The sequence below is a fragment of the Saccharothrix sp. 6-C genome (assembly GCF_016695385.1).
In the GTDB taxonomy this organism is placed as follows: Bacteria; Actinomycetota; Actinomycetes; order Mycobacteriales; family Pseudonocardiaceae; genus Actinosynnema; species Actinosynnema texasense.
This window is the reverse complement of record NZ_CP064192.1, coordinates 5,557,567-5,583,616: the sequence shown is the minus strand read 5'-3', so window position 1 is coordinate 5,583,616 and position 26,050 is coordinate 5,557,567. Positions and strand designations below refer to the sequence as shown.

Here is a 26,050-nt window from a genome sequence, read left to right as displayed (position 1 = left end):
GGATCACGCCCTGACCGTGCGGAGCCGGCGCGCGTCCTCGACGTCCCGGCAGCCCGCCAGGCGGAGCGCGGTCTCGAACTCCTGCCGGATGACGTCGAGCACCGCGGCGACACCCTGCCGCCCGGCCGCGGCGAGGCCCCACAGCACCGGGCGGCCGAGCAGGACCGCGTCCGCGCCCAGCGCCAGCGCCCGCAGGACGTCGACCCCGGTGCGCACCCCGCTGTCCAGCAGCACCCGGCACCGGCCGCCCACGGCCTCCACCACGTCGGGCAGGGCGTCGAGGGAGGGCACCGCGCCGTCGAGCTGCCGCCCGCCGTGGTTCGAGACCACCAGACCGTCCACACCGGACTCCACGGCCTGACGGGCGTCCTCGGGGTGCAGGATTCCCTTCAGCACCAGCGGCAGTCGCGTGCGCTCCCTGATCCAGTCCAGGTCGCGCCACTTCAGGGACGGGTCGAAGACGGCGCTGGTGTGCCGGGCCACCGCCGAATCACCGGCTCGGCGCTCGCCGACGTCACCACCGATGTTGACCGGCCGCACGTCGGGCGGCAGCGCGAACCCGTTGCGCAGGTCCCGGACGCGCCGCCCCATGAGCGGCACGTCGACGGTGAGGACGACGGCGCGGCAGCCCACGCCCTCGGCCCGCCGGAGCAGGTCCGCGACGACCTGGCGGTCCTTGAGCCAGTACAGCTGGAGCCAGTGCGGGCCACCGGCCGCCGCCACGTCCTCGATCGGCTCGGCGGAGAGCATGCACAGCACGTTCGGCACACCCGCCGCCGCGGCCGCTCGCGCGACCCCGCTCTCCCCGTCCGGGTGGACCAGGCGCTGGTACGCCATCGGCGCGATGGCCAGCGGCATCGACGACCACGCGCCGAACAGCTCACGGCCGGTGTCGTGCCCGGACACGTCGACCAACGACCTGGGCACCACGGACACCCGGTCGAACGCGGCGCGGTTGGCGGCGAGCGTGACCTCGTCCCCCGCCCCGCCGGAGACGAAGTCCCGGACATCGGGTGCCAGCCGCTCGGCCGCCAAGCGCTCGGCGTCGGCCACCGAGTGGAAGGTCGGTGCGGTCATGACGTCGCGCGGTGGCCGGCGCGCTCGACGTCCGCGCGGCCCGAGTGGCGGGCCGGGGCGCCGGCCCGGACGGGGGTGGGCAGTCCGCTGTCGCTGTTCATGGGTCCTCACGTGGGTCAGGGTGTGTCCGCATCACCGAGGATGACGGAATCCACCCGGACGGACCCTGATCGGTGTCACCCAGTGGACGAATTCGGTCGGGATGCCGAAGCCGAACCGGCGACTGACCGCGGGAGTGGCCGGCGGAGCCGCCCGTGTGGCTCGCGCTCGGGCTCACCACGGGGGCCACACCTGGCTCGGGGTGACCTGGCACGGGAAGATCAGCGCGGGCGCGTAGTCGACGTAGGACTGGACGTCCAGGCAGACGCCGCCACCGCCGCCGACGTTGCGGACCTTGTTGCCGGTGGTCACGGTCCACTGCCGGCCGGGTCGTGGCACGGGTACAGGTGCACCGGGGAGTTGTCGGCGCAGGAGCTCACGTCCAGGCACATGGTGCGCCCCGAGCCGTGGTTGCTGATGGTCCCGTTCCACCACCCAGGTCTGGCTGACGCCGCCGTAGCAGCCGTACAGCGTCACCGGCGTGCCGCCGGCGTACGACGTGACGTCGAGGCAGCGCCCGTCGGACCCGGAGTTCTCGAACACCACCTGGCGTGGCGCGCCGCTCGCGAGCCCGCCGCCACCCACGAGCGCGGAGCCGATGAGCGCGCACACCGCCAAGATCCGCGACGTGGCATTCCCGCGTGCCTCGTCCTGGTCCGGTGAGACAGCCGCGATGATCCGGACGCGATCCACGTCGCCGGGCGACGACGTCGCCGGGGGAGTGCGCCACCGTCCCGGCGCTGGGTCAGGAGTCGACCGTCGCCGCGCGCCCCGAGGTCCTGGCCGGCGCCGATCGCGCGTACCCGACGATCCGGCCGGAGACGACGGGGCCGGCGGCGGTCACTCGGGTTTCGGGGTCGGGGCCCACGCGAGGAGGGTGGCGAAGAGCGAGCCGAGGGCCAGGACGCCCAACATGCCGCCCGCCACCCAGTGCGCCTGGTCGTTGTCGGCCGGCGCGGCGTCGACGACGTGGCCGTCGCGCAGGTCGTAGCGGACCGTCACGTGGTCGCCCGGGTGGCGGGCCGGTCCGTTCTCGGACAGGGTGGCGACCTGCCCGGTGCCGTCCGGGAGGGGGTACTCGACCTTGACGGAGAAGCTCTTGCCGGACCGCAGCCGCTCCACCACGGTCCCCTCGGTGCTCGCCCAGGACCTCTGCTCGGCCGAGGACCGGATCACGAACACCAGCCCGCTGACCGCGCCCACCAGCACGACCCCGGCCACGACCCGGCCCGCCCGCGACTTCAGCGACTTCAGCGACTTCGCCACCGCACCTCCTCCGCACACCACATCGCCGCACCGCGCCCGAACGCGACATGACCCGGAGGTCAGTCGAGGGCGAGCGGGTCGTCGGCGAGCGGCCAGGTCCACTTGTCCCGCTGGTCGTCGAAGAGCTGGTCGGGGATCGGGTCGACCGGCAGCAGCTCGTGCGGCCGGTGGCCGTCGGCGCAGCGGGCGAACGGGCCGGCCACCGGGTCCATCAGGGCACGCATGTGGGGGTCCACGTAGTGGGTCCACCAGTTCGCCATGCCCAACGCGGGGTCGAAGCGCAGGTTCTCCCACGCGCGCCACACGGAGTCCAGCCGGGAGAGCGCCTGGGCGTGCCTGAACCAGCTCGAGCACCACACCAGCCCCGACTCCGGTGTCGGGCGGGGGATGAAGTGGATGAGCCGGTCGGTGACGAACTCGGCGACGTTCGGGTAGAACAGCTCCGCCGGGCGGCCGACGCTCTCCTCGTCCCGCCGGATGTCCTCGGCCGACTCGTCCGGCTCCTGGTCGGGGTGCGCTGCCGTCATGGCCTCATGCTCCTCTTCTCAGCTGCACGTCGGCGGCCTCGGCGTGCCGGCCGACCCGGGTCAGGGCCGTGACGAGCGTGTCGACGGCCCACCGCAGGCTCGCCTGGTGCTCGTGGGGATCCCGGTCCACCAGACGGCGGTAGTGGCGAGCGGCCCGCCGGGCCGGCTCGACGGCGCGCGCGGCCTTGCGCACGTCGTGCCGTCCGCACAGGCTCAAGGTCCGCGCCAGCCAGGAGAGCAGGTGCGCGACCTCGGCCGGCGTCCGGTCGGGACGGTCGACCAGCGCCAGGCCGATCCGCTCCGCTTCGAGCGCGGTGCGCCAGGCGGCGGCCGGGGAACCCGCCATGGTCAACCCCCTGGCCAGTTGCAGGAGCGCGAAGCAGAGGGGCCACTCGTGGCCGTCGGGGTCCGCGGCGGACAGGTGGCGGAGCAGCCGCACCCGGTGCTCGGCGACCCGCACGGCGTCGGTGAAGCGGCTCGTCTTCAGCAACGCCTGCGCGAGGTCCGCGCAGATCATCGCCAGGTGCTCGTCCTGGCCCGCGTCCCGGTCCGGCAGCCCGTCGAGCAGGTCGTAGGCCTCCCGCAACACGGTGACCGCCCGGTCCGCGGTCGACCACGCCTCGGCGTAGCTGGTGCCGAGGTCCTGCAGGCAGGAAGCCAGCTTCACGCGTCCCGACGCGTCGGCGCGGGCCAGCCGGCGGTAGATCGGCAGGGCGTGGCGCAGCACGATGCGCTCGGGGATCCGCCGGCCCTGCCTGCGGTACAGGTCGGCGAGGTCGCGCAGGGCGTAGGCGTACCCCTCCGAGTACAGGCTCGGGGCGTACTCGTGCAGTCGACGCCGGATGCTGCCCGCCAGGGACACGTACTTCAGCGCGTCCGTCGTGCGACCGAGGGCCGCGTAGGACTGCGCGAGCGCGAGGGCGGTGGCGGACTGGCTCCTCAGGTGGGTGGCGCTGAGCGGGACCTTCGCGCGCGCGTAGAGGGCGAAGGTCTCGGTGAAGTGCCGCACCGCCGCCTCGTGGTCGCCCGCGTCCGCCTCGAAGTAGGCGAGCGCGTAGATCGAGCCGGCCAGCCGGGGCACCTCCAGCCGGTGCGGGTCGTCCGCCGGCGCCCGGCGGTGCTCGATGGCCTCCTCGACGGCGTCCCGGGCGGCCGCGTGCTCTCCCCGGTCGAACCGGTCCCAGGCCAGGTTGTGCAGGATCGCGGCCAGCTCGGGCAGGTAGACCTCGGGGAGGTCGGCGGCCAGCGGGCGCACCAGGTCGATCGCCTCCTGCTCCAACGCGATCCCGTCGCCGGGGGAAGCCGTGCTGATCTCGACCGCCAGGCCGAGCAGGGTGCTCGCGAGGTCGCCGGCGTAGGCGTCGTGGTTCTCGCCCGCCAACCGGCGGGCGGTCGCCACGGCCTCCTCGTTCGGCGACGGACCCGTCGGGAGCCGCTGGAAGCGCCAGAGGTTCGTGCCCCGCTGCTCCAACGCGTCGGTGAGCAGCAGCGGGTCCAGGTCGGGATCGCGCTCCACGAGGTCGCGCGCCCGCCGGACGGCCTCGTCGGTGTACTCGTCGGACCTGGCGACCTGGTCGAAGCCGATCGTCTCCGGGTCGAGCTGCCAGACCACCTGCGCCTGGCCGATGAGCGCGCGCACCAGGCCGCGCTCGCGCTTGCCCTCCTCCCGCGCTCTCTCCGCCGCCAGCTCGCGGAACAGGCCGAGGGCCCGTTCGCCCGCCCGGTACGACTCGGTCAGCCGCCCGACGGCGCGCAACGCCCGCGACAGCACGAGCAGCGACTCGGCCCACTCCGTGCGGTGGGTCGGGGCATCGCCGTGGGTCGGGACGTCACCGTGGGTCGGGACGTCGCCGTCACCGGAGAGCCGCTCGCGGATCGCCGCCGCCTCGCCGGCCGCCGTCACCGCGTCCGCCCAGCCACCGACCGCGAGGTGCCGCTCGGCCAGGTTGTGCGACGCCCAGGCGCGGTCGCGCAGCGCCGCCGGGTCGTCCCCGGTCGCGCGGCAGAGGCCGCTCAGCTCACGGGCCACGTCGAGGGCGTAGTCGCGCAGCACGTGGGACTTCGCCGGCAGGGCGTCCGAGTGGGCGCGCAGCACGGCGGCGGTCAGCGGTGCGTGGTCGGGAACCGCGCGCAGCACGGCGCGCAGCTGCCCGATCACCTCGCGCGCGTCGTCCGCGCGCCGCTCGTTGGCGTGGGCCACGGCCGCGCGGGCGAGCACGGTCAGGGTCTGCGACCGCTGGTGGTCCGGGGCTTCGGCGAAGTGCCTGGTGAGCAGCCCCGGGTGGCGGAGGACCTGCCGGGAGGCGTGGTACTCCCCGAGGCGGTCGGGTTGCAGCCCGCCCCAGTAGTGGCCCTCGGCGGGCGGGTACAGGTCCCGCAGCCAGCCGGTGACCTCCGCGACCAGCCAGCGCGGCTCGTGGGGCAGCACCCGCGCGATGGTCCGGAAGGCCTCGTCCTCGTCCGCGGCGGGGCACAGCACGGCCGTCGCCACCGCTTGTTCGAGCAGCCCCGGATCCAGCTCGCCGATGCGTCGCCGCTCGGCGGTGTCCAACCAGTAGACGCGCTCGTGCTCCTCCAGCAGCTCGGCCTCCAGCGGCCGGCGGTCCTCGCCCGGCGCCTGGCGCAGCAACGCGACCAGGGCCGCCATCTGCACGGTCAGCGCCGTTTCCGCCGCCGCGGCGGGGCGGGTGACCGCGAGCGCGTCCGCGAGAGCGGGCCAGTCGACGTCCGGCCGGCCGAGGCCGTCCGCCAGGCGGCGGGCGAAACCCCGGGCCGCGGCCCGGAACACGCGGTCGCGGTCCTCGGGCTCGGGGCTGAGCGCGTGCAGCTTGACCTCGGGCAGGTCGCCCGTCGCCTTGGCCGTCCAGGTGCCGAGCGAGCGGGCCAGCGGCAGCAGGCGCACGGGGTGCGCGGCCCGCTTGGTCTGCGCCCACAGCGTCCGGACCAGCTCGGGCCGGGACTCGGCGTAGTCGACGACCAGGAGCATCGGGTGCTGGACGGCGCGCAGCGCCCGCAGGTCGCCCGGCTCGCCGCGCACCGCGCCGGTCACCCAGCCGTGCGCGCGGAGCCGCGCCATCAGCTGCCGGGCCAGCCGGGTCTTGCCCTGCCCTCCCGGGCCGGTGAGGACGCGGGCGGACGGCGGGCCGTCCGCCAGGCACCACCGCTCCAGGTCGTCGAGCAGCTCGTCCCTGCCGTGGAACGGCACCACCTCGGCGTCCGCGCGCAGCAGCATGGCCGGCGAGTGCACCTCCGTGGGCGTCGCCGGGTCCAGCAGGTCGGCGAGCTCCGCGGGTTCGAGCCGGGGGTCGACGCCGGTCGCCGCCCGCACGACCGCCCGGAAGTCGTCACGGGCGAGCAGGTCTTCGGCGGTGACGGCCGTCAGCCGCGCGCCGTGGCGTGGTCGGCGGTCTTCCTTCACCACGCCGAGCAGCAGGTCCGCGCCGTCCAGGAAAACGGCCGAACCCGACATCCCGGACCACGGCGTGCCGGTGTCCTCGTCCCGCCCGAACGGGCTGTGCGGGTCGAGGATCTCCAGGACGCCGCGGCCGCGCGGCCTGACCGTACCGGCCAGCTCCTCCGGGGCCCGGACGCCGTCCTGCCGCTGCTGTCGGGGGAACCCCAGGGCGGCGACCGGCACCGGACTGCCCGCCGTCACGCACCGACCCCACCGCTGCACGCGGCGGCTGAGGTGTCCCCGCAGCGTCTTGGGCGGCGACCAGTCGGCGTCGGTGACCTCCACGAGAGCGGCGTCCAGCGCGGCGCCACCGTCCCACCGCACCGCCGCGGCGAAACGCCCGCCCGCCGGGGCCGACGCCGGCGCGGAGACGGTGACGTCCGCGCCCGGCGCCAACAGGTGCGACGAGGTCAGCACGAGTCTCGGCGCGATGAGGTAGCCACTGCCGAAACGGGCGCCGTGGACCTTGACGACCTGGTCCTGCTCCATCGGGGCGGACTACTCCTGGTCGTCGCCCACGGCCACGTCCCCGCCGTCGCGGTGCTGCGGGTTCAGGCGCAGGGTCAGCCGCTGGGTGGACCGGTTCGTCCGCTCCCCGCGGGCGCTGGCCTCCACGACCCCGAACTTCAGCCCGCCGCCGCCGCCCTTGGCGCGGACCAGCTCGATCTCGAACTCCGCGGTGATCTCGCCGAGCACGAAGCGCAGCGGGGAGTCCTTGCCCCGGCGCTGCGCCTGGGAGAGCTGGTCCCGCAACACGTCGATGGCGTCCGCCAGGTCCAACCAGTCGTCCTCGTGCCCGTCCGACGCCATGCTCACCCTCCGTAACATTCCACCACTCGGGCGTATCGTAGCCGCCTGGGAGCGGATCATGGGCGAGTTCGGGAGGGCGGGGCCGTCCGGCTGCGGGCCACGTGCCCGGAAAGATCGCGCTCCTGGCCTCGGTGATCGTCATCCACTAGGTTGCCCGCCCAGGCAGAAGTTCTGGATCACCAGGGGTGACAGGTGGGCGAAACCGGTTCCGGCAACCATTTATCCGGATCTGCGACGAATGTGGTCCAGGCTGCGCAGGTGCATGGCGGGATACATTTCCACGAGACGACCCGGAGCCTGCCCGCGCCACGGCAACTGCCACCTGACATCGGCCATTTCACGAATCGGACCGAATATCTCGGTCGATTAGACGATTGGCTGGAGTCCCGGGAGGGTGATCCGGGCGCCGTGCAGATCGTGGCAGGCACGGGAGGGGTGGGCAAGACTTCCCTGGTCACGCACTGGGCGCATCGGGTGCGTGACCGCTTCGGCGACGGAGATCTGTTCGTCGACCTGCATGGTTATCACCCGAAAGGGGCCGTCGGCGCCGACGAGGCGCTGGGGGTGGTCTTGCAGGCCCTGAGCGTCCCGGACGAGCGCATCCCGGACGGGGTTGACGCCCGTGCGGCGCTCTACCGGTCACTCCTGCACAACCGGCGAATGCTCATCCTGCTGGACGACGCTTCGGCTCCGGACCAGGTCCGTCCCCTCCTGCCCGGGGGCTCGAGCTGTAAAGTCCTGGTGACCAGCCGCAGCCGGTTGGTCGGTCTCGTCGTGCAGAACGGAGCGCACTGCATGTCCTTGGATGTGCTGTCACCGGACCGGGCGAGCGAACTGCTGCGCCAGGTCGTCGGACGACGTGCGGTGGACGAGCCGGAGGCGGTGGACCGACTGGCCGCGTACTGCGGTCATCTCCCGCTGGCACTGAACATCGCGGCATCGCAACTCCTGGTCAGCCCCGGGACGCGGGTCTCGGACCTGGTCGACGAGCTTTCCGAGGAGAGGGACCGGCTCGATGTGCTCGTGACGCCCGGCGACGAGTCGACCGCCGTGCGACCGGTGTTCTCGCTCTCCTACCGATCGCTGGCGCCGCAGGTGGCCCGGGCTTACCGGCTCCTGGGGCTCTTCCCCGGCCGTGACATCGGGGCCGCCGCGGCTGCGGCCCTGCTCGGGCTCGAGCCAGGGCCGGCGCGGCGCGTGCTGGCCGAACTCACGTCGGCGCACCTCCTGACCGAGAAGGACGACCGTCGCTACCAGATGCACGACCTCCTGCGCCTGCACGCGGGCGAATGCGCGGAAGCCGACGAGCCGGTCGACGAACGCCGAGCCGCCATTCGTCGCACGCTGATCTGGTACGCCCAGGCCACGAAGGCCGCGGTGCGCGCCGTGATCCCGTACTTCTCCCAGATCCCGGTGACGCTGCCCGAAACGGGCGCGGCCGTTCCCGAGTTCCCCGACCGCGCCTCCGCACTGGCATGGGGAGATGTGGAACGCCCCAACCTCAAGGCCGCGGTCCAGCAGGCCTCCGACTCGGGCGAGCACGAACTCGCGTGGCAGTTGGCGGTCCTGATGTTCGGTCTGCTGCTGGTCCGCAAGCCCTACTCGGACTGGGTGACCACCCACGAGATCGGTCTCGAGTCGGCACGCCTGCGTGGCGAGACAGCCGCCGAAGCATGGCTGCTCACCAGCCTGAGCATCGCCGAGATCGGGCTGCACCGACCCGAACGCGCCCTTGAGCGGCTGGAAGCGGCGCTGCCGCAGTGGCGTCGGGACGGCACACGCTGGGGTATCGCTTGGGCACTGCGCGACACCGGTGCCGCCTACCACCAACTCGGCCGGCACGCCGAGGCGATCGACCTGTTCCGGCAGGCCTTGGCGATGCACCTCGAGGACGGGGACAGCTGGGGTGAGGCGACCGCGATGGCCGGCCTGGCAAGGGCGCACGTCGCGACCGGTGAGCTGGACGCAGCGCTCACCGAGGCACAGCGCGCTCTGGAGATCAGGCGCTCGCACAACGACGAGCGCAACATCGGCAAGGCTTTGAACGATCTCGGTGCGGTGCGCCTCGCCACGGGCGACTTCGAACAGGCCGGCAGGGACGCCGCCCAAGCGCTGGAGATCCTGACCGCGGTCGACTACTGGCCGGGCAAGGCGGTGTCGTACGAGTTGCTGGGCGACAGCCTCGACGAACTCGGACAGCCGGCCGAAGCGGCCGCCCGGTGGCAGGCCGCCATCGACTTGTACGAGCTGCTCGGTGACCCGCGCGCGGCGACCCTCCGCGGTCGGCTGTCGGTTTGACAGGTCGAGGCCGACGTGCGCGGTCCCGGCCGTGATCGGTCCGCGCTACGCCGATCCCGGCTCGGAGGGGCCGCGAGCGCGGACCCATCCGTCGAAGTCCAGCGGCCGCGGCACGGAGCCCAGGGAGACCCGGGCGGTGTCGGGGGAGCGGGGCTCCAGGCGGAAGCGGGTGCACAGCAGGTGGGTCAGCAGCACCAGCTGGGTGGTGCCCAGGCCGGCGCCGATGCACGAGGTGGGCGCCCAGCCGAACGGCACGTGGTGGTGCCCGCCGGGCGGACGGGGGGTCGCGCCGGCCGACCACCGGTGCGGGTCGAACGTGTCCGGGTCGGACCAGTGCCGCTCGTCGTGGTTGACCAGGTACGGGCTCACCAGGTAGTGCCCGCCCGGGGCGAGCCGGTGGCCGCGGACGGTCAGCGGGACCCGCGCGCTGCGGGTCATCAGCAGCGGCGCCGACCACATCCGCAGCACCTCTTTCACGAACTGGTGCGCGAGCGGCGCGGACTTGGTGCCGGTGCGGTACAGCCGCTCGGCGGAGCCGGCCGCGAACTCCTCCGTCAGGGTGCCCACCCACTCGGGGCGTTTCGCCAGCTCGAACATCAGGCAGCTCGCGACCGCGCCCGGTGGCCCGGCGATCGCGGTCAGGACCGTCGTCACCGCCTCCAGCGCCCGGTCCGGGCCGAGGGCGGGCAGCAGCCGGTCCACGATCGGCTGGGTGAGGTCGACGCGGGCGCGTCCGCCGCGCGCCCGGCGGCGGATCTCCTCGCGCACGACCCGGCCGGTGTGCAGCTGGGCGAGGACGGACCGCCACCGCTGCCGCCGGGTCTGGCCGCCGGGGCCCGCGTCGAGCCGGGTCAGCTTCGCGATCGCGTCCCGACCGAGCCAAGCCTGATCCTTTGTGGACAATCCGTCGAGCACGACGGGGACCAGGGAGCGGAACGTCACCTCGTGCGCCAGCCACGTGAAGTCCACGTGCCGGTCGCGGCGGTCGTCCAGGACCGCGGCCATGCGGTCGGCCAGCGCGCGCAGCCGGTCCTCCCCGCTGAGCACCCGCATCTGCGACAGCCACAGCGACCGCACCTGCCGCCACGACACGGCCGGGCTGCGGCGGCCGCGGATCCGGTCGACGAACCGGTCGGGCAGCGTCAGGTCGGCGAAGTTCTCGGCGTTGACCCGGCTCGCCGCGTCGGCGTCGAACACCATCAGCCGTCCGCCGCCGTGCCGGAACACCCCGTCGTGCTCGGCGTTGGGCGCGCGCAGGTTCGCCAGCACGTCCGGGTCGTCGTGACCGGTCATCAGGTGCCTCCCCGGGGTGGGGAGCGCGTGGCCGCGCTCCCCACCCGCGCCGATCAGATGTGGTGGTAGACGTACCAGCGGTACTCGGCATCGCTCTTGCGGATGTTGAGCGCCACCAGCGCGGCGTGGATGATCTTGGCCATGGTCACCTCCCTCGACGGGTGCGGGCGCCGTTCGCGCGCAGGGTGAAATCCGGTGGGGCGAGCGCGGCCGCGATGTGCGGCCGGTGCCCGCGGGCCTCGACCCGCCACCCCTCGGCCGGCGGCAGCGCTCGCAGGACGTCCTCGACCACGTGCACGGCGAAACCGGCCGCCACGCAGGTGTGGGCGCCCCAGCCGAACGGGATGAACGCCTCCGCGCCCCCGTGCGGCACGCCCGCCGACCACCGCTGCGGCAGGAACTCGTGGGGGTCGGGCCAGAAGCGGCTGTCCCGGTGCACGAGGTAGCCGCACACCACCACCTCGTCCGACGTCGTGACCTCGGTTGCGCCCAGCCGGTGGGGTTCGGCGGGGAAGCGGCCGAAGTTCCAGGCCACCGGCCACAGCCGCAACGCCTCGCGCACCACACCGGCCAGGTCGCCGCCCGCCCGGGGGTGGGCGCCCAGCAGGTACACCGACCAGCCCAGCAGGAACCCCGTCGAGCCCGTGACCGCGAACAGGAAGGACAGGAACACCTCCGCCAGCCGCGCCTGCGCCGTGCGCGAAGAGTCGGCCGGCGCCGCGGCGGCCAGGACGTCGAGCAGGTCGGCCGGCTCCCGCGCGTCCCCGGTGCGCCGGAGGGCCAGCTCGGCGACCAGCGCTCGGCGGACCCGGTGCCGCAGCACGGCCCGCGACCACGTCGACCGCCGGTCCCGCGCGCCCGCCAGGACGGCGTGCCGGACCACCTGGTCGACGAGCCGGCGCAGGTCTCCTTCCGGCGTCAGCACCTCGCGGAAGCACGCGTACAGCAGCAGGTTCCCCGCGTCCGGCCAGCGGCTGTCCGGGCCGATCTCCCGCTCGACGGTCGCCGCCAGCCGGTCCGACCGCGCGGCCCAGTGATCGCGCAGCAGGTTCCGCGCCACCCGGCCGATCTCCTGTTGCGCCGAACGCGGCCCGAAGTCGCCGTTGCCGGTCCGGAAGAAGTCCGAATGCTCGCGGTAACGCGCCCCCGTGTTGGCGAGAACGGCTTTCGCCTCGGCCGGTTCGGCCACGTAGAGCACGCCCGGCCCGCGCCGGAAGATGGGCCCGTGCCGGGCCCGGAGCTCGTCGAGCGTCTCCAGTTCGTCCACTTGTTCGCCCCACCCGGCCGGTTTCACGCGGACCACAGCAGCTTCGCGCCGCACAGGCTGCCGAGGCAAGCCACCGAATGGTCGGGTCTCTTGGCGCGACGACCGCGTTTCGCGCATCAGCCGTGGTCGCGCATGGTGTCGACGTGGGCGCCGAATTGCCGCAACGCTGTGGCGCATCGCCTGATACGGCAATCGGATCAGTCGCCGCGGATGGTGTGACCAGCGGTTGCCACCTGGCTGACCCTCCGGTTAGGCTGAAGTCGGCCATCGGGCGATAAGCCGAGGGGACGGTTGATTTTGCTCTTCTCCGCCGAAGGTTTATCCCGCTGTCGGACCGCGCGGTCGACGTGAATTCCACGCCCATTCTTCTCGACGTGACCCTGCGCGATGGCGGTTATTTCAACGACCACGGCTGGACCACGCGTGAAGCCGAGTCGATCGTGCGCGCGGTCGGGGCCGCCGGTGTGCCGTACGCGGAGATCGGGTACCTGCGGCACCGGCACGAGCCGAGCCGGCCGACGGCCAGCTGCCCGCCCGCCTACCTCGACGCGCTCGCGCACGTGGCCGGGCGACCGGGCCTCGCCGTGATGGTGCGTCCCGGCGAGGCGCCGGTCGACCGCATCGCCGAACTGCCCGACCGGGGCGTGTCGATGGTGCGGGTGCTCGTCCCGGGTGGATCGGTCGAGGCGGCGGAGCCCTACGTGGCGGCGGCACGCGGAGCGGGCCTGGACGTGACGATGAACCTGACGCGGGTCAGCGAGCGCGATCCCGAGTCGATCGCGGTGGCCGTCAAGGACTGCGCGGACGCCGGCGCGCACATCGTCTACCTCGCCGACTCCAACGGCAGCCTCGATCCCGGCTCGGTGTCCGAGCGGGTGGGCGCGGCGGTCGCCGCGAGCCCCGTCCCGGTGGGCTTCCACGCCCACGACAACCTCGGGCTGGCGTTCGTCAACGCGACGACCGCGCTGGCGGCGGGCGCGACCGCGGTGGACGCGTCGATCGCGGGCATCGGCAAGGGCGGCGGCAACCTGCGGCTGGAGGTCATCGTCGCGCACCTGATCGTGCGGCACGGCGCGGAGCTGCGGCTCGACCCGATCGCCGCCGACCGCACCACCTTGGCCACCCAGTTGCGGATGATCGCCGACGGCGCGGCGAAGACCGTGGTCAGCGGCCTGCTCGACGTGAACCTGGACGGCTCGGCCCACTTCTCCGACCTGGTCGCGACCGACGGGCTCGACGCGACGATCCTGGCGCTGACCGGCCGAGGGCGACCGCCGTCCGACCCCACCGACGACAACGGAGGTGCCGATGAGTGACTTCGTCGCCGAGCTCGACCGGATGATCGGCGCGCGGAAGAAGATGACCAGCGAGCTCTACCGGACGATCCTCGCGGGCAAGGCGACCCGGAGGCTGCTGCACGACTTCGTGCTGCACCGCTGGCCGATCAAGAGCTTCTGGACCCGCAACATCCTGGGCATCGCCTCCCGGGTCGAGGACCACCGGCTGCGCGTGCTGCTCGTGGAGAACATCTACGAGGAGGAGACCGGCGGGCTGTCGGGCTCCGGCCGCCACCTGGACACCTTCGCCGACTTCGGCGCCGCCGTCGGGGTCACCGCCGACGAACTGGCCCACGCGCCGGTCGTGCCGGAGACGGCGGCGGTCGTCGAGCACAACGTGCGGGTCTGCAACACCGGTGCCCACTTCACCCAGGGCGTCGCGTCGGTGCTGCTGCTGATGGAAGGTCAGCCGCCGATCGTGGACCAGGGCGGCAAGAGCATGCTCTCGGTGATGCGCGACGTCTACGGCCTGCCGGAGAAGGGGTACGAGTTCTTCGTGCACCACGCCTCGGCGGACGAGGGCGAGGACGCCGTCAGCGAACTGGAGGACGAGCACGCCGCCGCCGCGCGCGAGCTGCTCCGCCGCTACTGCGACACCCCCGGGCTGCGGCAGGACGCGATCACCGCGCTGGCCGACGCGCTGGAGCTGCGGCACCGCCACTTCGACATGATCCTGCGGACGGCGTACGACCCGGCGGAGCCGGTGTTCCGCCACACCGCATGACGGGCCTGCCCGCCGACGGCCCGGTGGTCTGGCCGCTGGCCCACCACCGGGGCGCGCTCGTGCCGCGCGACGAGGCGACGTTGCCGGTCGGCAGCATCGCGTTGCGCTACGGCATCTCGGTGTTCGAGGGCATCCGGCTGTACCGGCAGGACCGCGGTGGCGTCGCGCCGTGGCTGCTGCGGCCGCACCTCGACCGGCTGCGCAACTCCTGCCGGCTCATGGGTCTCGACGAGGACTGCGCGGCCGACGTGCCCGCGATCATCGACGAGCTGGTCGCCGCGCAGGGGATCGACGAGGACGGCTACGTCCGGGTCGCGGCGAGCGCGGCCAACAGCGGCGGCATCGACGAGGCCGCCGTGACCGCGTTGACGGTCACGATCACGCGGGCGGGCCGCAAGCGCCGGCCGGGCGACCACGAGGGCATGAGACTGGGCGTCAGCACGTGGCAGCGGCCGTCGGACGCGGTGTTCCCCAGTGCCGCCAAGAACATCTCCGCGTACGCCGGACCGCGTCTCGCGCTCGCGCAGGCCCGGCGCGACGGCTACGACTCGTGCGTGCTGCGCACCGCCGACGGGGTGATCAGCGAGGCTCCGACGGCCACCGTGTTCCTCGTCGAGGGTGGGCGCGTCGTCACACCGAGGCTTTCCGACCACGTCCTGCCCGGTGTCACGCGGGCGTGGGTGCTGGCGACCGCCCCCTCGCTCGGCCACGAGGCCGTCGAGGACGCGGTCACCGAGGAGCGGCTCACCGCGGCCGACGAGGTCTTCCTGTGCGGGACGGGCCTCGAGTTCGGTCCGGTGCGCGAGGTCGCGGGCGTGCGCCTGTCCGGCGGGTCGCCGGGTCCGGTCACGAAGGCCCTGGTGGACGCGTACTTCGCGCAGGCGCGCGGCGCCACCGCGCCGACCGGTGTCGACCTCGGCCTGCCGGGTGGCCGGTAGTGGGCGTCACCGGTCTGATCGACTGGCCGGCGGCCCTGCTCGCCACCCACGCCGCCGTGGCGCGCCCGGCGGACACCCGCCGGGCCACCGAGCGGGCGGTGGCCGCCGGGCCGGTGTTCCGGAACAAGGAGTTCCCGCTCTCGCCGGTCCCCGTGCTGGTCCGCGCCGAGAAGGCCGAACGGCTCGCGCCGCTGCTGGCGCGCTACGTCGAGCTGCTCGGCAAGGTCGTCGCCCTGTACCGGACGCGGCAGGACGTGCGGGACTTCTACGGGCTCGACCCGGCCGCCGACCGGTTGATCGCCGCCGATCGCGCGGTGGGCGACGCGCCGTGGGTGTGCCGGCTCGACGGCTACCTGGAGGCGGGTTCGGAGCGGCTGCGGGTGTTGGAGAACAACGCCGACTCGCCCGCGGGCACCCTGTTCACCGCGCGGATCAACGAGCTGGTCGCGCGCATCCGGTCGAGTTCGCCGGGCGGGCTGACCTACACCGGCGAGCACCGCTTCCCCGACGCGCTGCGGGCCGCCGCCGGGGCCGCCGCCGAACGGGACGCGGGCCGCTGCGCCGACCCGTCGCACATCGCGGTCCTCCAGCCCGCAGGCGCCCCGAACGCGGAGAGCGTCGAGCTGGTGCGGTGCCTGCGCGCCGCCGGCGTGGACGCGTTCCTCGCCGACCCGCGCGCGATCGAGGTCGACGGCGACCGGGCGCGGTTCGCCGGCCGGCCCGCCGACCTGTGCTGGAACAAGGTCAACACGGTGTCCTGGGCGGCGTACCGCGGCGACCCGGCCTTCGTCGACCGGTGGGAACGCGCCGTGCGGGACACCTCGATGGTGCACGTGAACCCGTTCGGCGCGCGGTACGTCGCGGAGAACAAGCTGACGCTGGCGCTCGTGCAGCAGCCCGGGTTCGCCGAGCTGCTCACCCCCGCGGAACGGGAGCTGGTCGCCGAGCTGCTGCCCTGGTCGCGCAAGCTCACCCCGGCGGCCGTGGACGACGACGGCCGCCCGTTGGCCGACCGGCTGCTCGCCGACCCGCGCGAGTTCGTGCTCAAGCGGCACTACGACATCAGGGGCGACGGCGTGACCATCGGCCACGACTGCGCTCCGGACGCGTGGCGCGAGGCCGTCGCCGCCGGGCTGCGCGCCGGTCACCTCGTGCAGCGGCGGGTGGCGCCGACCGGCTACCCGGTCGTCGAGGCCGGATCGGCTCAGGTGCAGGTCATGCCGATCAGCTTGGACTCGTACCTGTTCGGCGGCCGGGTGGCGGGCTTCGGGTCCAAGGCGAGCCGCCACGCGAAGATCAACATCTTTCAGGGGGGCCGGAAGTTGGCTGTGCACGTGATCGGCGGCGGCTCATGACCGACATCGGCCGCGGGCTCGCGGACTTCGGCACCTCGGCGGTCAGCGACGCGCTGGACGTCCTCGGCGTGTCGGGCGCGCTGTGGGGCGCCACCCGCCAATCCGGCTCGGGCACAGTGGTCGGTCCCGCGTTCACCGTCGCCTTCGAGCCGGTGGCCGAGGGCGAGCGCGCCGCCGCCGCGGACTACCTCGACGACGTGCCGCCCGGCTCGGTCGTCGTGCTCGCCAACGGCGGCCCGCACTGCACGGTGTGGGGCGACATCCTGACCGAGGTCGCGGTGGCCAGGGGCATCGCCGGGACCGTGGTCGACGGCTACTGCCGCGACGTCGACGGCATCCGCGCGCTCGGCTACCCGGTGTGGGCGCGCGGCGCGTTCATGCGATCCGGCAAGAACCGCGTGCGCATGGTGGCCGCGCAGCAGCCGGTGACCATCGGCGCGGAGGACGACCGGATCACCGTGCGCCCCGGCGACCTCGTCACGGCCGACGGGAGCGGTGTCGTCGTCGTGCCGGCCGGCCTCGTGGCCGAGGTGGTCGCCACCGCGACCAGGGTGGCCGAGGTGGAGGCCGGGGTCCTCGCCGCGGTGCGGGCGGGTGTGCCGCTGCGGGTCGCACGTGCCGACCACGGGTACAACGACGTCGCGCGGCGGACCACGGAGGCGACGTCGTGACCGGCCTCGTCGAGCCGCCACGCGGCAGGATGGCGGGTATGCGACTCACCGCCCTGCTCGTCGCCGTGTTCGCCACCCTGCTGCTCGTGCCCGTCCCCGCCCCGGCCCACCCGGCCCGGTCGACCGACGCGACCTTCCACAACGCCGCCGACACCCCCGGAGCGGACCCGTTCGTGCTGTTCGACGGTCCCAGCGGCCACTACTACGCCTACTCCACGGAAGGCGCCGACCCCGGCTACCACTTCGCCGTCTACCGCTCGCCCGACCTCGCCACCTGGGAGCACCTGCCGGGCGGCGCGCTGCGGGCCGGGCAGGACGGCGACTGGGCGCACGACTGGTTCTGGGCGCCCGAGGTCTACCACAACCCGGTGACCGGCCTGTACTTCCTGTTCTACGCGGCCAGGATGAACCGCGGCGTGGCCGAGCACTTCGGGCACGCCGACTTCGAGGAGCCGTGCAAGGTGGGCGTCGCGGTGTCCCGCTCACCCGCGGGACCGTTCCGCGACATCGCCGAGGCGCCGCTGGACTACCACCCGTACGACCCGGCGTACCACGACGTCAACCTGATCATGGACGCGGCGCAGAAGAAGCCGCCGGCCACCCTGGAGGAAGGCCGGACCGCCCCGCTCGGCACCTACATCCCCTACATCGACCCGAACGTCTTCTTCGACGCGGACGGCCGGATCTACCTCTACTTCTCCCGCAACGCCTACCGCAACTGGGTGTGGGACCACGACCTCGGCAAGTACGTCGAGGAGTCCAACATCTACGCCGTCGAGCTGACCGGCGACTGGTGGCGCGACCCCGCGGGCCGCACCATGCCGGCGATCGCGCCCGAGTACCGCGACCGCAACCGGGCGCCGGGCGACCTTCCCGGCGTCCGCAAGGACGGCTACGTCCCGGTCCTGGACTACGGTTCCGACCCGCAGGAGTGGGAGAACGCGCACGTCCACGACTACGCGGGCTCGGGCGGCGCGAAGAAGGACCGGCGGTGGGCGGAGGGCTCGACCACCGTCAGGACCGTGGACGCGAGCGGTAACCCCCGCTACTACCTGACCTACTCGGCCAACAACTACGAGAACGAGTTCTACGGCGTCGGCTACGCGACGGCCGGCGGCCCGCTCGGCCCCTGGCGCAAGAGCGCCGCGAACCCGGTGCTGTCCCAGGACCCCGCCCAGGGCCTGTACTCGACCGGGCACGGCAGCGTCATCGGCTCACCGGACGGCACGCAGCTCTACTACGTCCACCACGGGCGGCCGTCCACCACGTCCTCTCGGGCCCTGTACACCTCGCGCCTGCACCTCGGCGACGGCCTCTCGATCGACGCGTCCACCTCCGACGAGCCGCTGCCGTCGGGCGTCGGACCGCTGCGGCTGCGGGCCGACGACCCCGTGCTGCGCCCCCGCGCGGACGGCTCCGCGACCACGGCGGTCGACGTCCGGAGCGCTCGCGGGGCCGGTTTCGACCTGACGAACCCGCAGAACCGGGTCCGCGCGGTGCTGCGGCCCGCCGACGCGGGCACCGTCACCGTGCGGGGCGACCGGGTCACCGTCACCCCCACCGGTCACCGCCCGGCGCTGCTCACCGTCGTCTACCAGCGCCGGCGGGCCGACGGCGGCTACCGCGACGTGGCCGACACCGGACCTCACGGCACCGTCCCCGTCCAGGTCACGATCCCCGTGGTGGTGCGCCGCTGAGCGGTGGCGCGGCCTCCTCCGAGGGACCGGTCAGGACCGGGCGCGGCGGGCGTTCCCGACGATCGCGTCGATGATCGTCGGCCACGCGCCGGGCGGGAGGTCGTGCCCCATGCCGGGGATGAGCAGGAGCCGGGCGTCGCGGATCGCGGCCGCGGTCGCCTCGCCGCCTGAGTGGTGGCACATGCGGTCCGCCGTCCCGTGGATGACGACCGTGGGAGCTGTGATCCGCGCGAGCTGGTCGGTCCGGTCGCCCGCCGCGCGCACCGCCTGGTACTGCCGGCGCCTGCCTCCCCGGTGGTCCGGGTCACGGCGGAACGAGAGCGCGGTCGCCCGCCTGATCTCGTCGACGTCCTGCTCGAAGCCGGGGGAGCCGATGGTGCCGAACAGCCGCACCCGCCGCTCGACGGCCTCCTGCTCGGTGCGGGCGCCCCTGGAGAACAGGTGGCGGAGCAGCCACGGGGAGGTGCGGCCCTTGCCGCGGCGGCCGGTGGTGGACATGAGCGATGCCAGGCTCAGCACCCGCGAGGGGTGCAGCGCGGCCGTGACCTGGGCGATCATCCCACCCATCGACGCTCCGACCAGGTGGGCGCGGCTCGCGCCGAGCGCGTCGAGCAGCCCGACGGTGTCGGCGGCCAGGTCGGCCAGCGAGTAGGTGGCCCCGGGCAGGTGGGTGGAGCGGCCGGCGTCGCGGTTGTCGAACCGGACGACGAAGAAGCCGTGCTCGGCGAGCCGCCGGCAGAACTCGTCGGGCCAGTGCACGAGCTGGAACCCCAGGCCCATGATCAGCAGCAGTACGGGCCGGTTCGAGTCGCCGAAGGTCTCGTAGCAGAGCTCGACGTCGTTGACGGGGACGATGCGTGCCTCGCCGCCGGCAGCGTGCTCTCGCATGGGTGTTCCGCCGTTCAGGGGTGAGCGCTCCGGCCGTGCCGGTGTCGCGGCCGTCGAACCCGATGGTGGCACACCGGCCGCAGCCGGCTCACGTCCGGTCGATCTGCGGGGCCAGGTGCGTGACGATGGCGTCGATGGTGGGGAAGTCCCAGGCCAGCGTGGGCTCCACGAGGATTCCCCAGCGTTCCTCGATGTCCACGCACAGCCCCATGGCGTGCACGGAGTCGAAGCCGAGCGAGCGCAGTGCCACCCCGGTGCCGACCTGCGACGGCGGCAGCCCCAGGTACCCCGCCACCGCGTCGACGAGCCAGGCCCTCAACGACTCGTCAGCCACGGTCCGCCTCCGAGGCGGCGACGACGCCGGCGACCGCCGGGGTCAGCTCGCGGTGCAGCGCCACCAGCCCGCCGCCGAGGAACAGCTCGCGCATGTGCCCCCGGCGCACCTTGCCGCTCGTGGTGTGGCGGACGGTGTTCGAGCGGACGACCACGAGGCTCACCGACACGCCGAACTGCTTGGTCACGGGGTCGAGCACGGCGTCGGCGAACGCGACGGGGTCGGCCTGCGCGGCGCGGCGCATCTCCTGCACCAGCACGACGTGCTCCTCCGCATCGGCGGACCGCACGCCGAAGGCCGCGCCCCGGCCCGCGTCCGGGTGCGCCTCCCGCGCGGCGACCTCGATGTCCTGCGGGTACAGGTTCCGGCCGCGGACGATGATGAGCTCCTTCAGCCGGCCGGTGACGAACAGCTGCCCGTCCAGGAGGAAACCCAGGTCGCCGGTCCGCAGCCACCGGCCGTCCGGGCCGGTGACGAACGTGGCGCGCGTCGCGGCGGGGTCGCCGTGGTAGCCCGCGGCCAGGCTGGGCCCGGCCACCCCGATCTCGCCGATCGTGCCGTCGTCCAGCACGGCGCCGGTGACCGGGTCGACGACGCGCACCCGCATGTCGCCCGGCTCGCCGCACCCGACCAGCGGCACCCCGTCGGCGTCCGACGCGGGCACGACCTCGCCGGCGGCCAGCGATGCCGGGGTGAACGAGCGGACGGTCGGTCCGCGCCCCCGTGACGTGCAGGTGACCACCAGGGTGGACTCGGCGAGCCCGTAGCCGGGGTTCAGCGAGGTGCGGCGGAACCCGACCGCCGCGAACCTGTCGACGAACGCGTCCAGCGTGGCGATCCGGATCGGCTCGGCGCCGCTGACCGCCATCGTCAGGCAGGACAGGTCGAGTCCGGCGAGGTCCGCGTCGTCGACCCGGCGGGTCGCCCACGCGTAGCCGAAGTCGGGCGCCACGGTCCAGTCCACCCGGTGCTCGCTGATCGCGCGCAGCCAGCGGATCGGACGGGCGATGACCGCTTCCGGTGAGAGCAGCACCAGGTCGGCTTCCGCGTGCAGGGCCTGGAGCTGGAGCCCGACGAGTCCCATGTCGTGGTGGTGCGGCAGCCAGCCGCCGATCCGCCGGACGGGGACGTCGCCGCTGATCTTCCGGAACAGCTCCAGGTTGTGCGTCAGACTGCCGTGGGTGACCTCGACGCCACGCGGCCTGCTGGTCGACCCGGAGGTGTACTGGAGGTAGGCGACGGCGCCGGCGTCCACCTCCGGCGGCTCCCACGAGTCGGGGCCCTCGGCGGCGGTCCGCGCCGACAGGCCGTCCAGCACGCCCACGTGCGCCTCGTCGGTGAGCACCAGTCGCGCACCGGAGTCCTCGATCAGCCGGTCCACCCGGTCCACCCGCGAGGCGCCCGACAGGGGCAGGGGCGCGGGCACCGCCACGGCGCCCGCGTACAGGCAGCCGAGGAACGCGACGAGGAAGTCCAGGCCGGCGGGGTGGAGCAGCAGCACCGGTCTGCCCGCCATCCCCGACTCGGTCAGCCAGGACCCCACGGCCCTCGCCCGCCGGTCGAGCTCGAGGTGGGTCAACTCGGCCGCCGGACGCCCGTCGGCGAGGTAGGAGACCCTCCGGTCGGTGCGCGGGCGGGCGCGGAAGCGGGTGACGAAGTCCGTCATTCGGGCAGCCCCTCGCGGGTGTACCAGGAGATGAGCAGGTCGAGGATCCGGGGTGTGACGGGTGGCGGCTCGGCGTCCGCGTGGGACTCGAACCCGTACTCGTGGCGCAGGTAGGGGGACGTGAACTTGCACCGCATGTTCACGATGGCCTCGAACCTGCTGAAGGGCTCGGCCTCGACCTCGGCGGCGGTGACGGCGACCAGCTCGACGGGCAGGTGCGCGGAGATCGCGGCGAACAGGTCGGTCACCGGCACCGCGGTCGGCGGCACGAGGTGCCGCACCGGCCGGTCGAACGGGCCGTCCGCCAGCGCCAGCAGCCGGTCCACGGTGCCGTCGACGGGCGTCAGGTGCAGGGCCGCCCTCGGGTGGCAGACGAAGCGGACCCGTTCGCCGGGGGTGCGCCTGGCGAACAGCGCGATGACCCGGAGGAAGTCGTACATGCCGAGGTCCGTCAACGCCCGGCCGGTTCCGGAGTGGCCGACCATGACGCCCAATCGGGCGACGAGCACGTCACCCCTCTGTGCTAACCCGGTCTGCGAAAGCTCTACTTCGGCGACCCTTTTGGAGTGCTCGTAGTCATTTCGGAACTCGGATGGGTGACCATAGTCAGGCCATTGCTCGAACGCTCTACCCTCAGTGATGCCGTGTTGGTAGGCGGTGCTCACGTGGACATACCGGGAACCGGGTTTCGCGTGCCCGGTGAACGCGGCCACGGCGTTGGCCGAACCGACCACGTTGACCGCGTGCAACTCCGCCTCCCGTCGCGGGAAGAACGTGATGAGGGCGGCGCTGTGCCAATACGTGCACGGTTCGGCGAACACGTCGGCGGCCGATATGCCGAGGCCCGGTTCGGCCAGTGAGAACGAGCTGACCTGCACCTTCTCCACCAGGGCGGGGTTCAGGTGCAGCGTGGTCAGGGCGTCGGCGACCTTCCTCCGGACCACTTCCCCGTCGGCCCGCGCCAATGCGGTCACGGTGTCGCCGCGAGCCACCAGAGCGCTGATCACATGGGAGGCCACAAAACCATTGGCTCCATCTACCACATGGTTAGCCACGCGGCAACCTCACCGTGCTCGCATCGGGGACAGTAACGTTCACGTCGTGAGCGTAATGCCCCGCTGAAGAAAGGATCGCACCCGTGCTCAACGAACTGCTGAAACGGAAACTCGCGCACCTGTTCGCCCTGCTGGACGTGGACGACGACGGCGCCATCGACAGGATGGACTACACGGCCTCCGCGGACCGGCTCGTCACCGCGTTCGGCTACGCGCCGGGCTCGCCCGAGAGCGAACTGGTCCGGGAGCGCTACGACAGGCTGTGGGAGGCGGTCACCCGCCCGATGGACACCGACGGGGACGACCGCGTCGACGTCGACGAGTACTCCTCGGGCATGGACCGGTTCGTGACGACGTCCGACGAGGGCTACCGCACCCACATCGCCCCGATCGCCGACGCCTTCTACGACCTGATGGACGTCGACGGCGACGGCCGGATCACCAGGACCGAGTACGTGCGCATGGCGGCCAGCGCCTTCCGCCTGTCGGAGGACGCGGGCAACGCCGCGTTCGACAAGCTCGACCTGGACGGCAACGGCTGGATCGGGCGCGACGAGCTCCACACCGCCAACGAGCAGTTCTTCCGCAGCCCGGAGGAGGACGTCCGGGGCAACTGGATCTTCGGCCCGATCGCGGTCTGATCCGCCCCGCCGGGTGTGGCCCGCGATCAGCCACACCCGGTGACCGCACGGGGTCAGCCGTCTTCCTTCTCGTCGCCCTTCGGGTGCGTGTGGAACAGGTCGCGGAGGAGGGTCAGCGTCCCCGGAGGCAGGATCGGCTTCCCGTCCGGCTTGATCGGCATGCGTCCCGAGCCGGGGTCCAGGCCGCCCACCAGGAAGTCGCGCACCGTGTCGGTCGCGGCGTCGACGATGCGCGTGACATGTGGCGGCACGGTGGTGCCGCTGTGCTCCGCGAGCCGGTCGGTGAACTTCCGGGCCGCGTCGAGCATCGCGTCGATCGTGGCGCCGCGCAACGGGTCGCGGGCCTGGTCCGCGCCGGCGAGCTTCATGAGCAGCGAGACGACGTCGGGCACCTGCCGGTCGACGGTCGCCATCTCCTCGGCGATCGCCCTGGCCAGGGGCTCGGGGTCCGCCAGCCTGGTGACCACGTCGAAGACGAGCGGCTCGACCCGGTGGGGCGCGGCGCGGAACAAGGACCGGACGACGGGCGCCAGGTCGTGGTGCCGCGGGAGCGCCCGGCCGAGCACGGTCAACGCCGAGGTGAGCCACTCGTCCGAGAACACGGCGACGAGGGTCGTGACGAGCAGGGGTTGCGCGGTCAGGGTGTCCGCGACGAGGCGCTCGCCGAGCAGGTCGGGGCTCAGCGCGTTCACCGGGTGCGGTCCCGGGTACAGCCGGGAGAAGAGCCCGACGTACTCGTGCACGGCCGCGGAGTCCTCCCCGAGGACCTCGGGGAGCCTGGCGATGAGCGCCTCCGCCCGTTCCCGCGAGGCCGGGGCGCACAGCGTGGCGAGCGTCCCGATCACCGCGAGCGCGGTCCGGGCGGTCTCCGGGGCGCTGTGGTCGTCGGTCGCCGCGCGCCACCGGTCGCGGTCGTGGTCGAGCACCCGGGCCGGCGGGTCCCCGCGGTCGGCTGACCCGAGGACCGCGCCCAGGGCGAGCGCGTGCAGGTCGAGCACCGTCTCCGGCCGCCCGGCGGGTTGCGGCCGCACCGGTAGCCCGAGCACGCCCGCGAACGCCGCCACCGCCGCCTCGGGCGTCGCACCGGCCGGAACGCCGTCGAGGGCCATCGCGCCGACGCGGTCGGCGTCGGCGAACAGCGTGGCGACCCGGCGGTCCGCGTGGTCGCGCAACGGGGTCAGCCAGGTGCCGGCCGATCGCCCGAGCACCAGCAACCTGCTCGTGGCGCCGCGAGCAGACGAGCGGTCGACGAGCGCTTCCGCCAGCACCGCCAACCGCTCGGACCGCAGTTCGCCGTCCGGGACGACGACCAGGAAGGGTTTGTCGACCGTGCCGGCCCTGCGGATCTGGGCCGCGGGCGCCTCGCCGTCGAGCACACCGGCGAACCACCCGGTGCGGCGCAGCCTGTCGCACAACTCCAACGCGAGCCGCCGCCGCCCCGACCCCGGACGGCCCACGAGGAGGCGCACCGCGCTGGTGGCCGGGTCGTTGGCCCACGCCACCAGGTCCGCGAGCTCCCGCTGCCGACCCGAGAACGGCACCACGCCGTGTTCCGCCCGCAACAGCACGCTCGGCGCCACATCGGCCCCCGGCGTGGGCACGGGCTGCACGAACAGCCGCGGCACGGCGAGCGTGGGCACGAGGTCGACCAGGCGTTCCACCAGGGCGGCCAGGTCCTGGTCGAACCGCCGCTGGCTGAAGCGCGCGGCCTGGATGCTCGCGAACCGCCTGATGCTGGAGGGCAGCTCGTGGTGCCGCGGTGCGCGGGCGTTCTCCGGGGTGTCGTGCAGCAGCACCGGGACGACGGGGATGCCGTGGCTCAGCGCGTGCGCGATCTCCATCCGGACCCAGTCGTCCTCGGCCTCGACGCGCGGTCTCCCCGTCGACGGGTCCACGGCCAACCAGTCCGGGCCGACGACGGCGACCAGGACGTCGGCTTCGCGCAGGGCCTGGCGGATGGCCTGCGGGTAGGGCTCGCCGGGCGCCATCGAGACGCAGTCCCGGAACACCAGCTCCCGACCGAAGTTGTCGGTCAGGACCCGAGCTATCGCGGCGGCGGCGACGGGGTTGTCCTTGGCCCGGTAGTTGACGAACACGCCTGCCACGTGATCAGTCCTCCACTTCGGTGATCGCATCGACGAGGCGTGCGCTAATCACGGGGAAAGTGATCGGGACGCACGTTCTTGTTGTCGCCAGTCGTCAAAGCTACCCGTCCGCATTGTCGCGGACGATTGCCGGGCGAGGCTTTCCCGGCTGACGAATGGGCGAAATCCGTGCGGGCTGCTCGACCGGACGGCGCCCACTGCGAGGGCCGGTGCGCGGCGCCCGCACATCCGCGGAAGGGCGGAGCGGCGAGTGCGGTGGGCAGGCGACTTGGTCGGCCTCCTGGGCCAACAGGAGGCCGACGGGCCCTGGGACACGGCTGCACGGCGTGCCTTCAGAGCCGGTGTGCGTCTGCCCGCCGAACATACCCGCCGACAACGGTGTGGGACCACGTCGTTGGACGCCGTGGGATCGCCGCCATCTGCGCGGACACCGGCCGGGTCGGTGGTCGTGCCGGGTGGGCGACCGGGCCCGGTGGATGGACGCGGAACCCCGGTGTGGACGCGCCGGGACGCGGCGGGACGGATCGGGCGGTGCGGCCACGCGGTGG

At 73.4% G+C, this 26,050-nt stretch carries 21 protein-coding genes; 8 read left to right on the top strand and 13 right to left on the bottom strand.

All coding sequences use genetic code 11. The annotated features are described in order from the left end of the window. Window positions 1-3: 3 nt before the first annotated feature. The 6 genes from IOD16_RS23170 to IOD16_RS23145 all read right to left on the bottom strand — a co-directional run bounded on the left by IOD16_RS23170 (window position 4) and on the right by IOD16_RS23145 (window position 7,233). Entirely contained in the window at window positions 4-1,077 is a 1,074-nt protein-coding gene (locus tag IOD16_RS23170) for an alpha-hydroxy acid oxidase (RefSeq protein WP_201436118.1), read from the bottom strand. A 273-nt stretch (window positions 1,078-1,350) separates the two neighbouring features. Further along, window positions 1,351-1,788 carry an RICIN domain-containing protein gene (locus IOD16_RS23165; RefSeq protein WP_201436117.1) on the bottom strand — a complete coding sequence of 146 codons (438 nt, stop codon included), beginning with the start codon at window positions 1,786-1,788 and terminating at the stop codon, window positions 1,351-1,353. A gap of 228 nt (window positions 1,789-2,016) precedes the next feature. Continuing rightward, the gene (locus IOD16_RS23160; RefSeq protein WP_201436116.1) at window positions 2,017-2,442 is read right to left on the bottom strand and encodes a DUF3592 domain-containing protein; all 426 of its coding nucleotides are present in this window, start codon (window positions 2,440-2,442) and stop codon (window positions 2,017-2,019) included. A gap of 59 nt (window positions 2,443-2,501) precedes the next feature. Beyond that, window positions 2,502-2,969, bottom strand: a complete 468-nt coding sequence (locus IOD16_RS23155) for a DUF4913 domain-containing protein (protein ID WP_123747018.1) — start codon at window positions 2,967-2,969, stop codon at window positions 2,502-2,504. Between the two features lie 4 nt (window positions 2,970-2,973). Then, window positions 2,974-6,912, bottom strand: coding sequence for a trypsin-like peptidase domain-containing protein (locus tag IOD16_RS23150; protein ID WP_201436115.1), 3,939 nt, complete (start codon window positions 6,910-6,912; stop codon window positions 2,974-2,976). 9 nt (window positions 6,913-6,921) lie between these two features. After that, the gene (locus IOD16_RS23145) at window positions 6,922-7,233 is read right to left on the bottom strand and encodes a trypco2 family protein (RefSeq protein WP_123747020.1); all 312 of its coding nucleotides are present in this window, start codon (window positions 7,231-7,233) and stop codon (window positions 6,922-6,924) included. Window positions 7,234-7,425: 192 nt separating this feature from the next. Between IOD16_RS23145 and IOD16_RS23140 the strand changes: the two genes are divergently transcribed. Continuing rightward, window positions 7,426-9,531, top strand: coding sequence for an ATP-binding protein (locus IOD16_RS23140; protein ID WP_201436113.1), 2,106 nt, complete (start codon window positions 7,426-7,428; stop codon window positions 9,529-9,531). A gap of 45 nt (window positions 9,532-9,576) precedes the next feature. Here the strand turns inward: IOD16_RS23140 and IOD16_RS23135 are convergent, their stop codons facing one another. Together IOD16_RS23135 and IOD16_RS23130 are read right to left on the bottom strand one after the other, a co-directional pair. Continuing rightward, window positions 9,577-10,824 (bottom strand): cytochrome P450, encoded by a 1,248-nt coding sequence (locus IOD16_RS23135; RefSeq protein WP_201436112.1) that lies wholly within the window; start codon window positions 10,822-10,824, stop codon window positions 9,577-9,579. Between the two features lie 145 nt (window positions 10,825-10,969). Continuing rightward, on the bottom strand, window positions 10,970-12,091 hold the full coding sequence (locus IOD16_RS23130) for a cytochrome P450 (protein WP_201436111.1): 1,122 nt from the start codon (window positions 12,089-12,091) through the stop codon (window positions 10,970-10,972). A 374-nt stretch (window positions 12,092-12,465) separates the two neighbouring features. Between IOD16_RS23130 and IOD16_RS23125 the strand changes: the two genes are divergently transcribed. Genes IOD16_RS23125 through IOD16_RS23100 form a run of 6 tightly spaced genes read left to right on the top strand, consistent with a single transcriptional unit; the run spans window position 12,466 to window position 18,813 of the window. After that, window positions 12,466-13,407, top strand: a complete 942-nt coding sequence (locus IOD16_RS23125; protein WP_201436110.1) for a hypothetical protein — start codon at window positions 12,466-12,468, stop codon at window positions 13,405-13,407. After that, window positions 13,400-14,152 (top strand): TenA family transcriptional regulator, encoded by a 753-nt coding sequence (locus tag IOD16_RS23120; protein ID WP_201436109.1) that lies wholly within the window; start codon window positions 13,400-13,402, stop codon window positions 14,150-14,152. Before IOD16_RS23125 ends, IOD16_RS23120 begins: the two co-directional genes overlap by 8 nt. Further along, window positions 14,149-15,090, top strand: a complete 942-nt coding sequence (locus tag IOD16_RS23115) for an aminotransferase class IV (RefSeq protein ID WP_201436108.1) — start codon at window positions 14,149-14,151, stop codon at window positions 15,088-15,090. Before IOD16_RS23120 ends, IOD16_RS23115 begins: the two co-directional genes overlap by 4 nt. Next, window positions 15,090-16,445, top strand: coding sequence for a hypothetical protein (locus IOD16_RS23110; RefSeq protein WP_201436107.1), 1,356 nt, complete (start codon window positions 15,090-15,092; stop codon window positions 16,443-16,445). The genes IOD16_RS23115 and IOD16_RS23110 overlap by 1 nt, the downstream gene beginning before the upstream one ends. Beyond that, window positions 16,442-17,116: an RraA family protein gene (locus IOD16_RS23105; RefSeq protein WP_201436106.1), complete on the top strand. Its 675-nt coding sequence runs from the start codon at window positions 16,442-16,444 to the stop codon at window positions 17,114-17,116. The genes IOD16_RS23110 and IOD16_RS23105 overlap by 4 nt, the downstream gene beginning before the upstream one ends. Before the next feature lie 38 nt (window positions 17,117-17,154). After that, window positions 17,155-18,813 (top strand): glycoside hydrolase family 43 protein, encoded by a 1,659-nt coding sequence (locus IOD16_RS23100; protein ID WP_201436105.1) that lies wholly within the window; start codon window positions 17,155-17,157, stop codon window positions 18,811-18,813. Window positions 18,814-18,843: 30 nt separating this feature from the next. Here IOD16_RS23100 and IOD16_RS23095 read toward each other — a convergent pair whose 3' ends face one another. The 4 genes from IOD16_RS23095 to IOD16_RS23080 all read right to left on the bottom strand — a co-directional run bounded on the left by IOD16_RS23095 (window position 18,844) and on the right by IOD16_RS23080 (window position 22,744). Further along, window positions 18,844-19,701: an alpha/beta fold hydrolase gene (locus tag IOD16_RS23095; protein ID WP_201436104.1), complete on the bottom strand. Its 858-nt coding sequence runs from the start codon at window positions 19,699-19,701 to the stop codon at window positions 18,844-18,846. 88 nt (window positions 19,702-19,789) lie between these two features. Further along, window positions 19,790-20,035 carry an acyl carrier protein gene (locus IOD16_RS23090; RefSeq protein ID WP_201436103.1) on the bottom strand — a complete coding sequence of 82 codons (246 nt, stop codon included), beginning with the start codon at window positions 20,033-20,035 and terminating at the stop codon, window positions 19,790-19,792. Further along, window positions 20,028-21,701, bottom strand: coding sequence for a fatty acyl-AMP ligase (locus tag IOD16_RS23085; RefSeq protein ID WP_201436102.1), 1,674 nt, complete (start codon window positions 21,699-21,701; stop codon window positions 20,028-20,030). The genes IOD16_RS23090 and IOD16_RS23085 overlap by 8 nt, the downstream gene beginning before the upstream one ends. Continuing rightward, a complete protein-coding gene (locus IOD16_RS23080; protein ID WP_268957741.1) occupies window positions 21,698-22,744 on the bottom strand; it encodes an SDR family oxidoreductase in 1,047 nt (348 codons plus the stop codon). The genes IOD16_RS23085 and IOD16_RS23080 overlap by 4 nt, the downstream gene beginning before the upstream one ends. Window positions 22,745-22,839: 95 nt before the next feature. Between IOD16_RS23080 and IOD16_RS23075 the strand changes: the two genes are divergently transcribed. Next, a complete protein-coding gene (locus tag IOD16_RS23075) occupies window positions 22,840-23,397 on the top strand; it encodes an EF-hand domain-containing protein (RefSeq protein ID WP_123747034.1) in 558 nt (185 codons plus the stop codon). A gap of 53 nt (window positions 23,398-23,450) precedes the next feature. Here the strand turns inward: IOD16_RS23075 and IOD16_RS23070 are convergent, their stop codons facing one another. Then, the gene (locus tag IOD16_RS23070) at window positions 23,451-25,502 is read right to left on the bottom strand and encodes a TIR domain-containing protein (protein WP_201436100.1); all 2,052 of its coding nucleotides are present in this window, start codon (window positions 25,500-25,502) and stop codon (window positions 23,451-23,453) included. Between the last annotated feature and the right edge of the window lie 548 nt (window positions 25,503-26,050).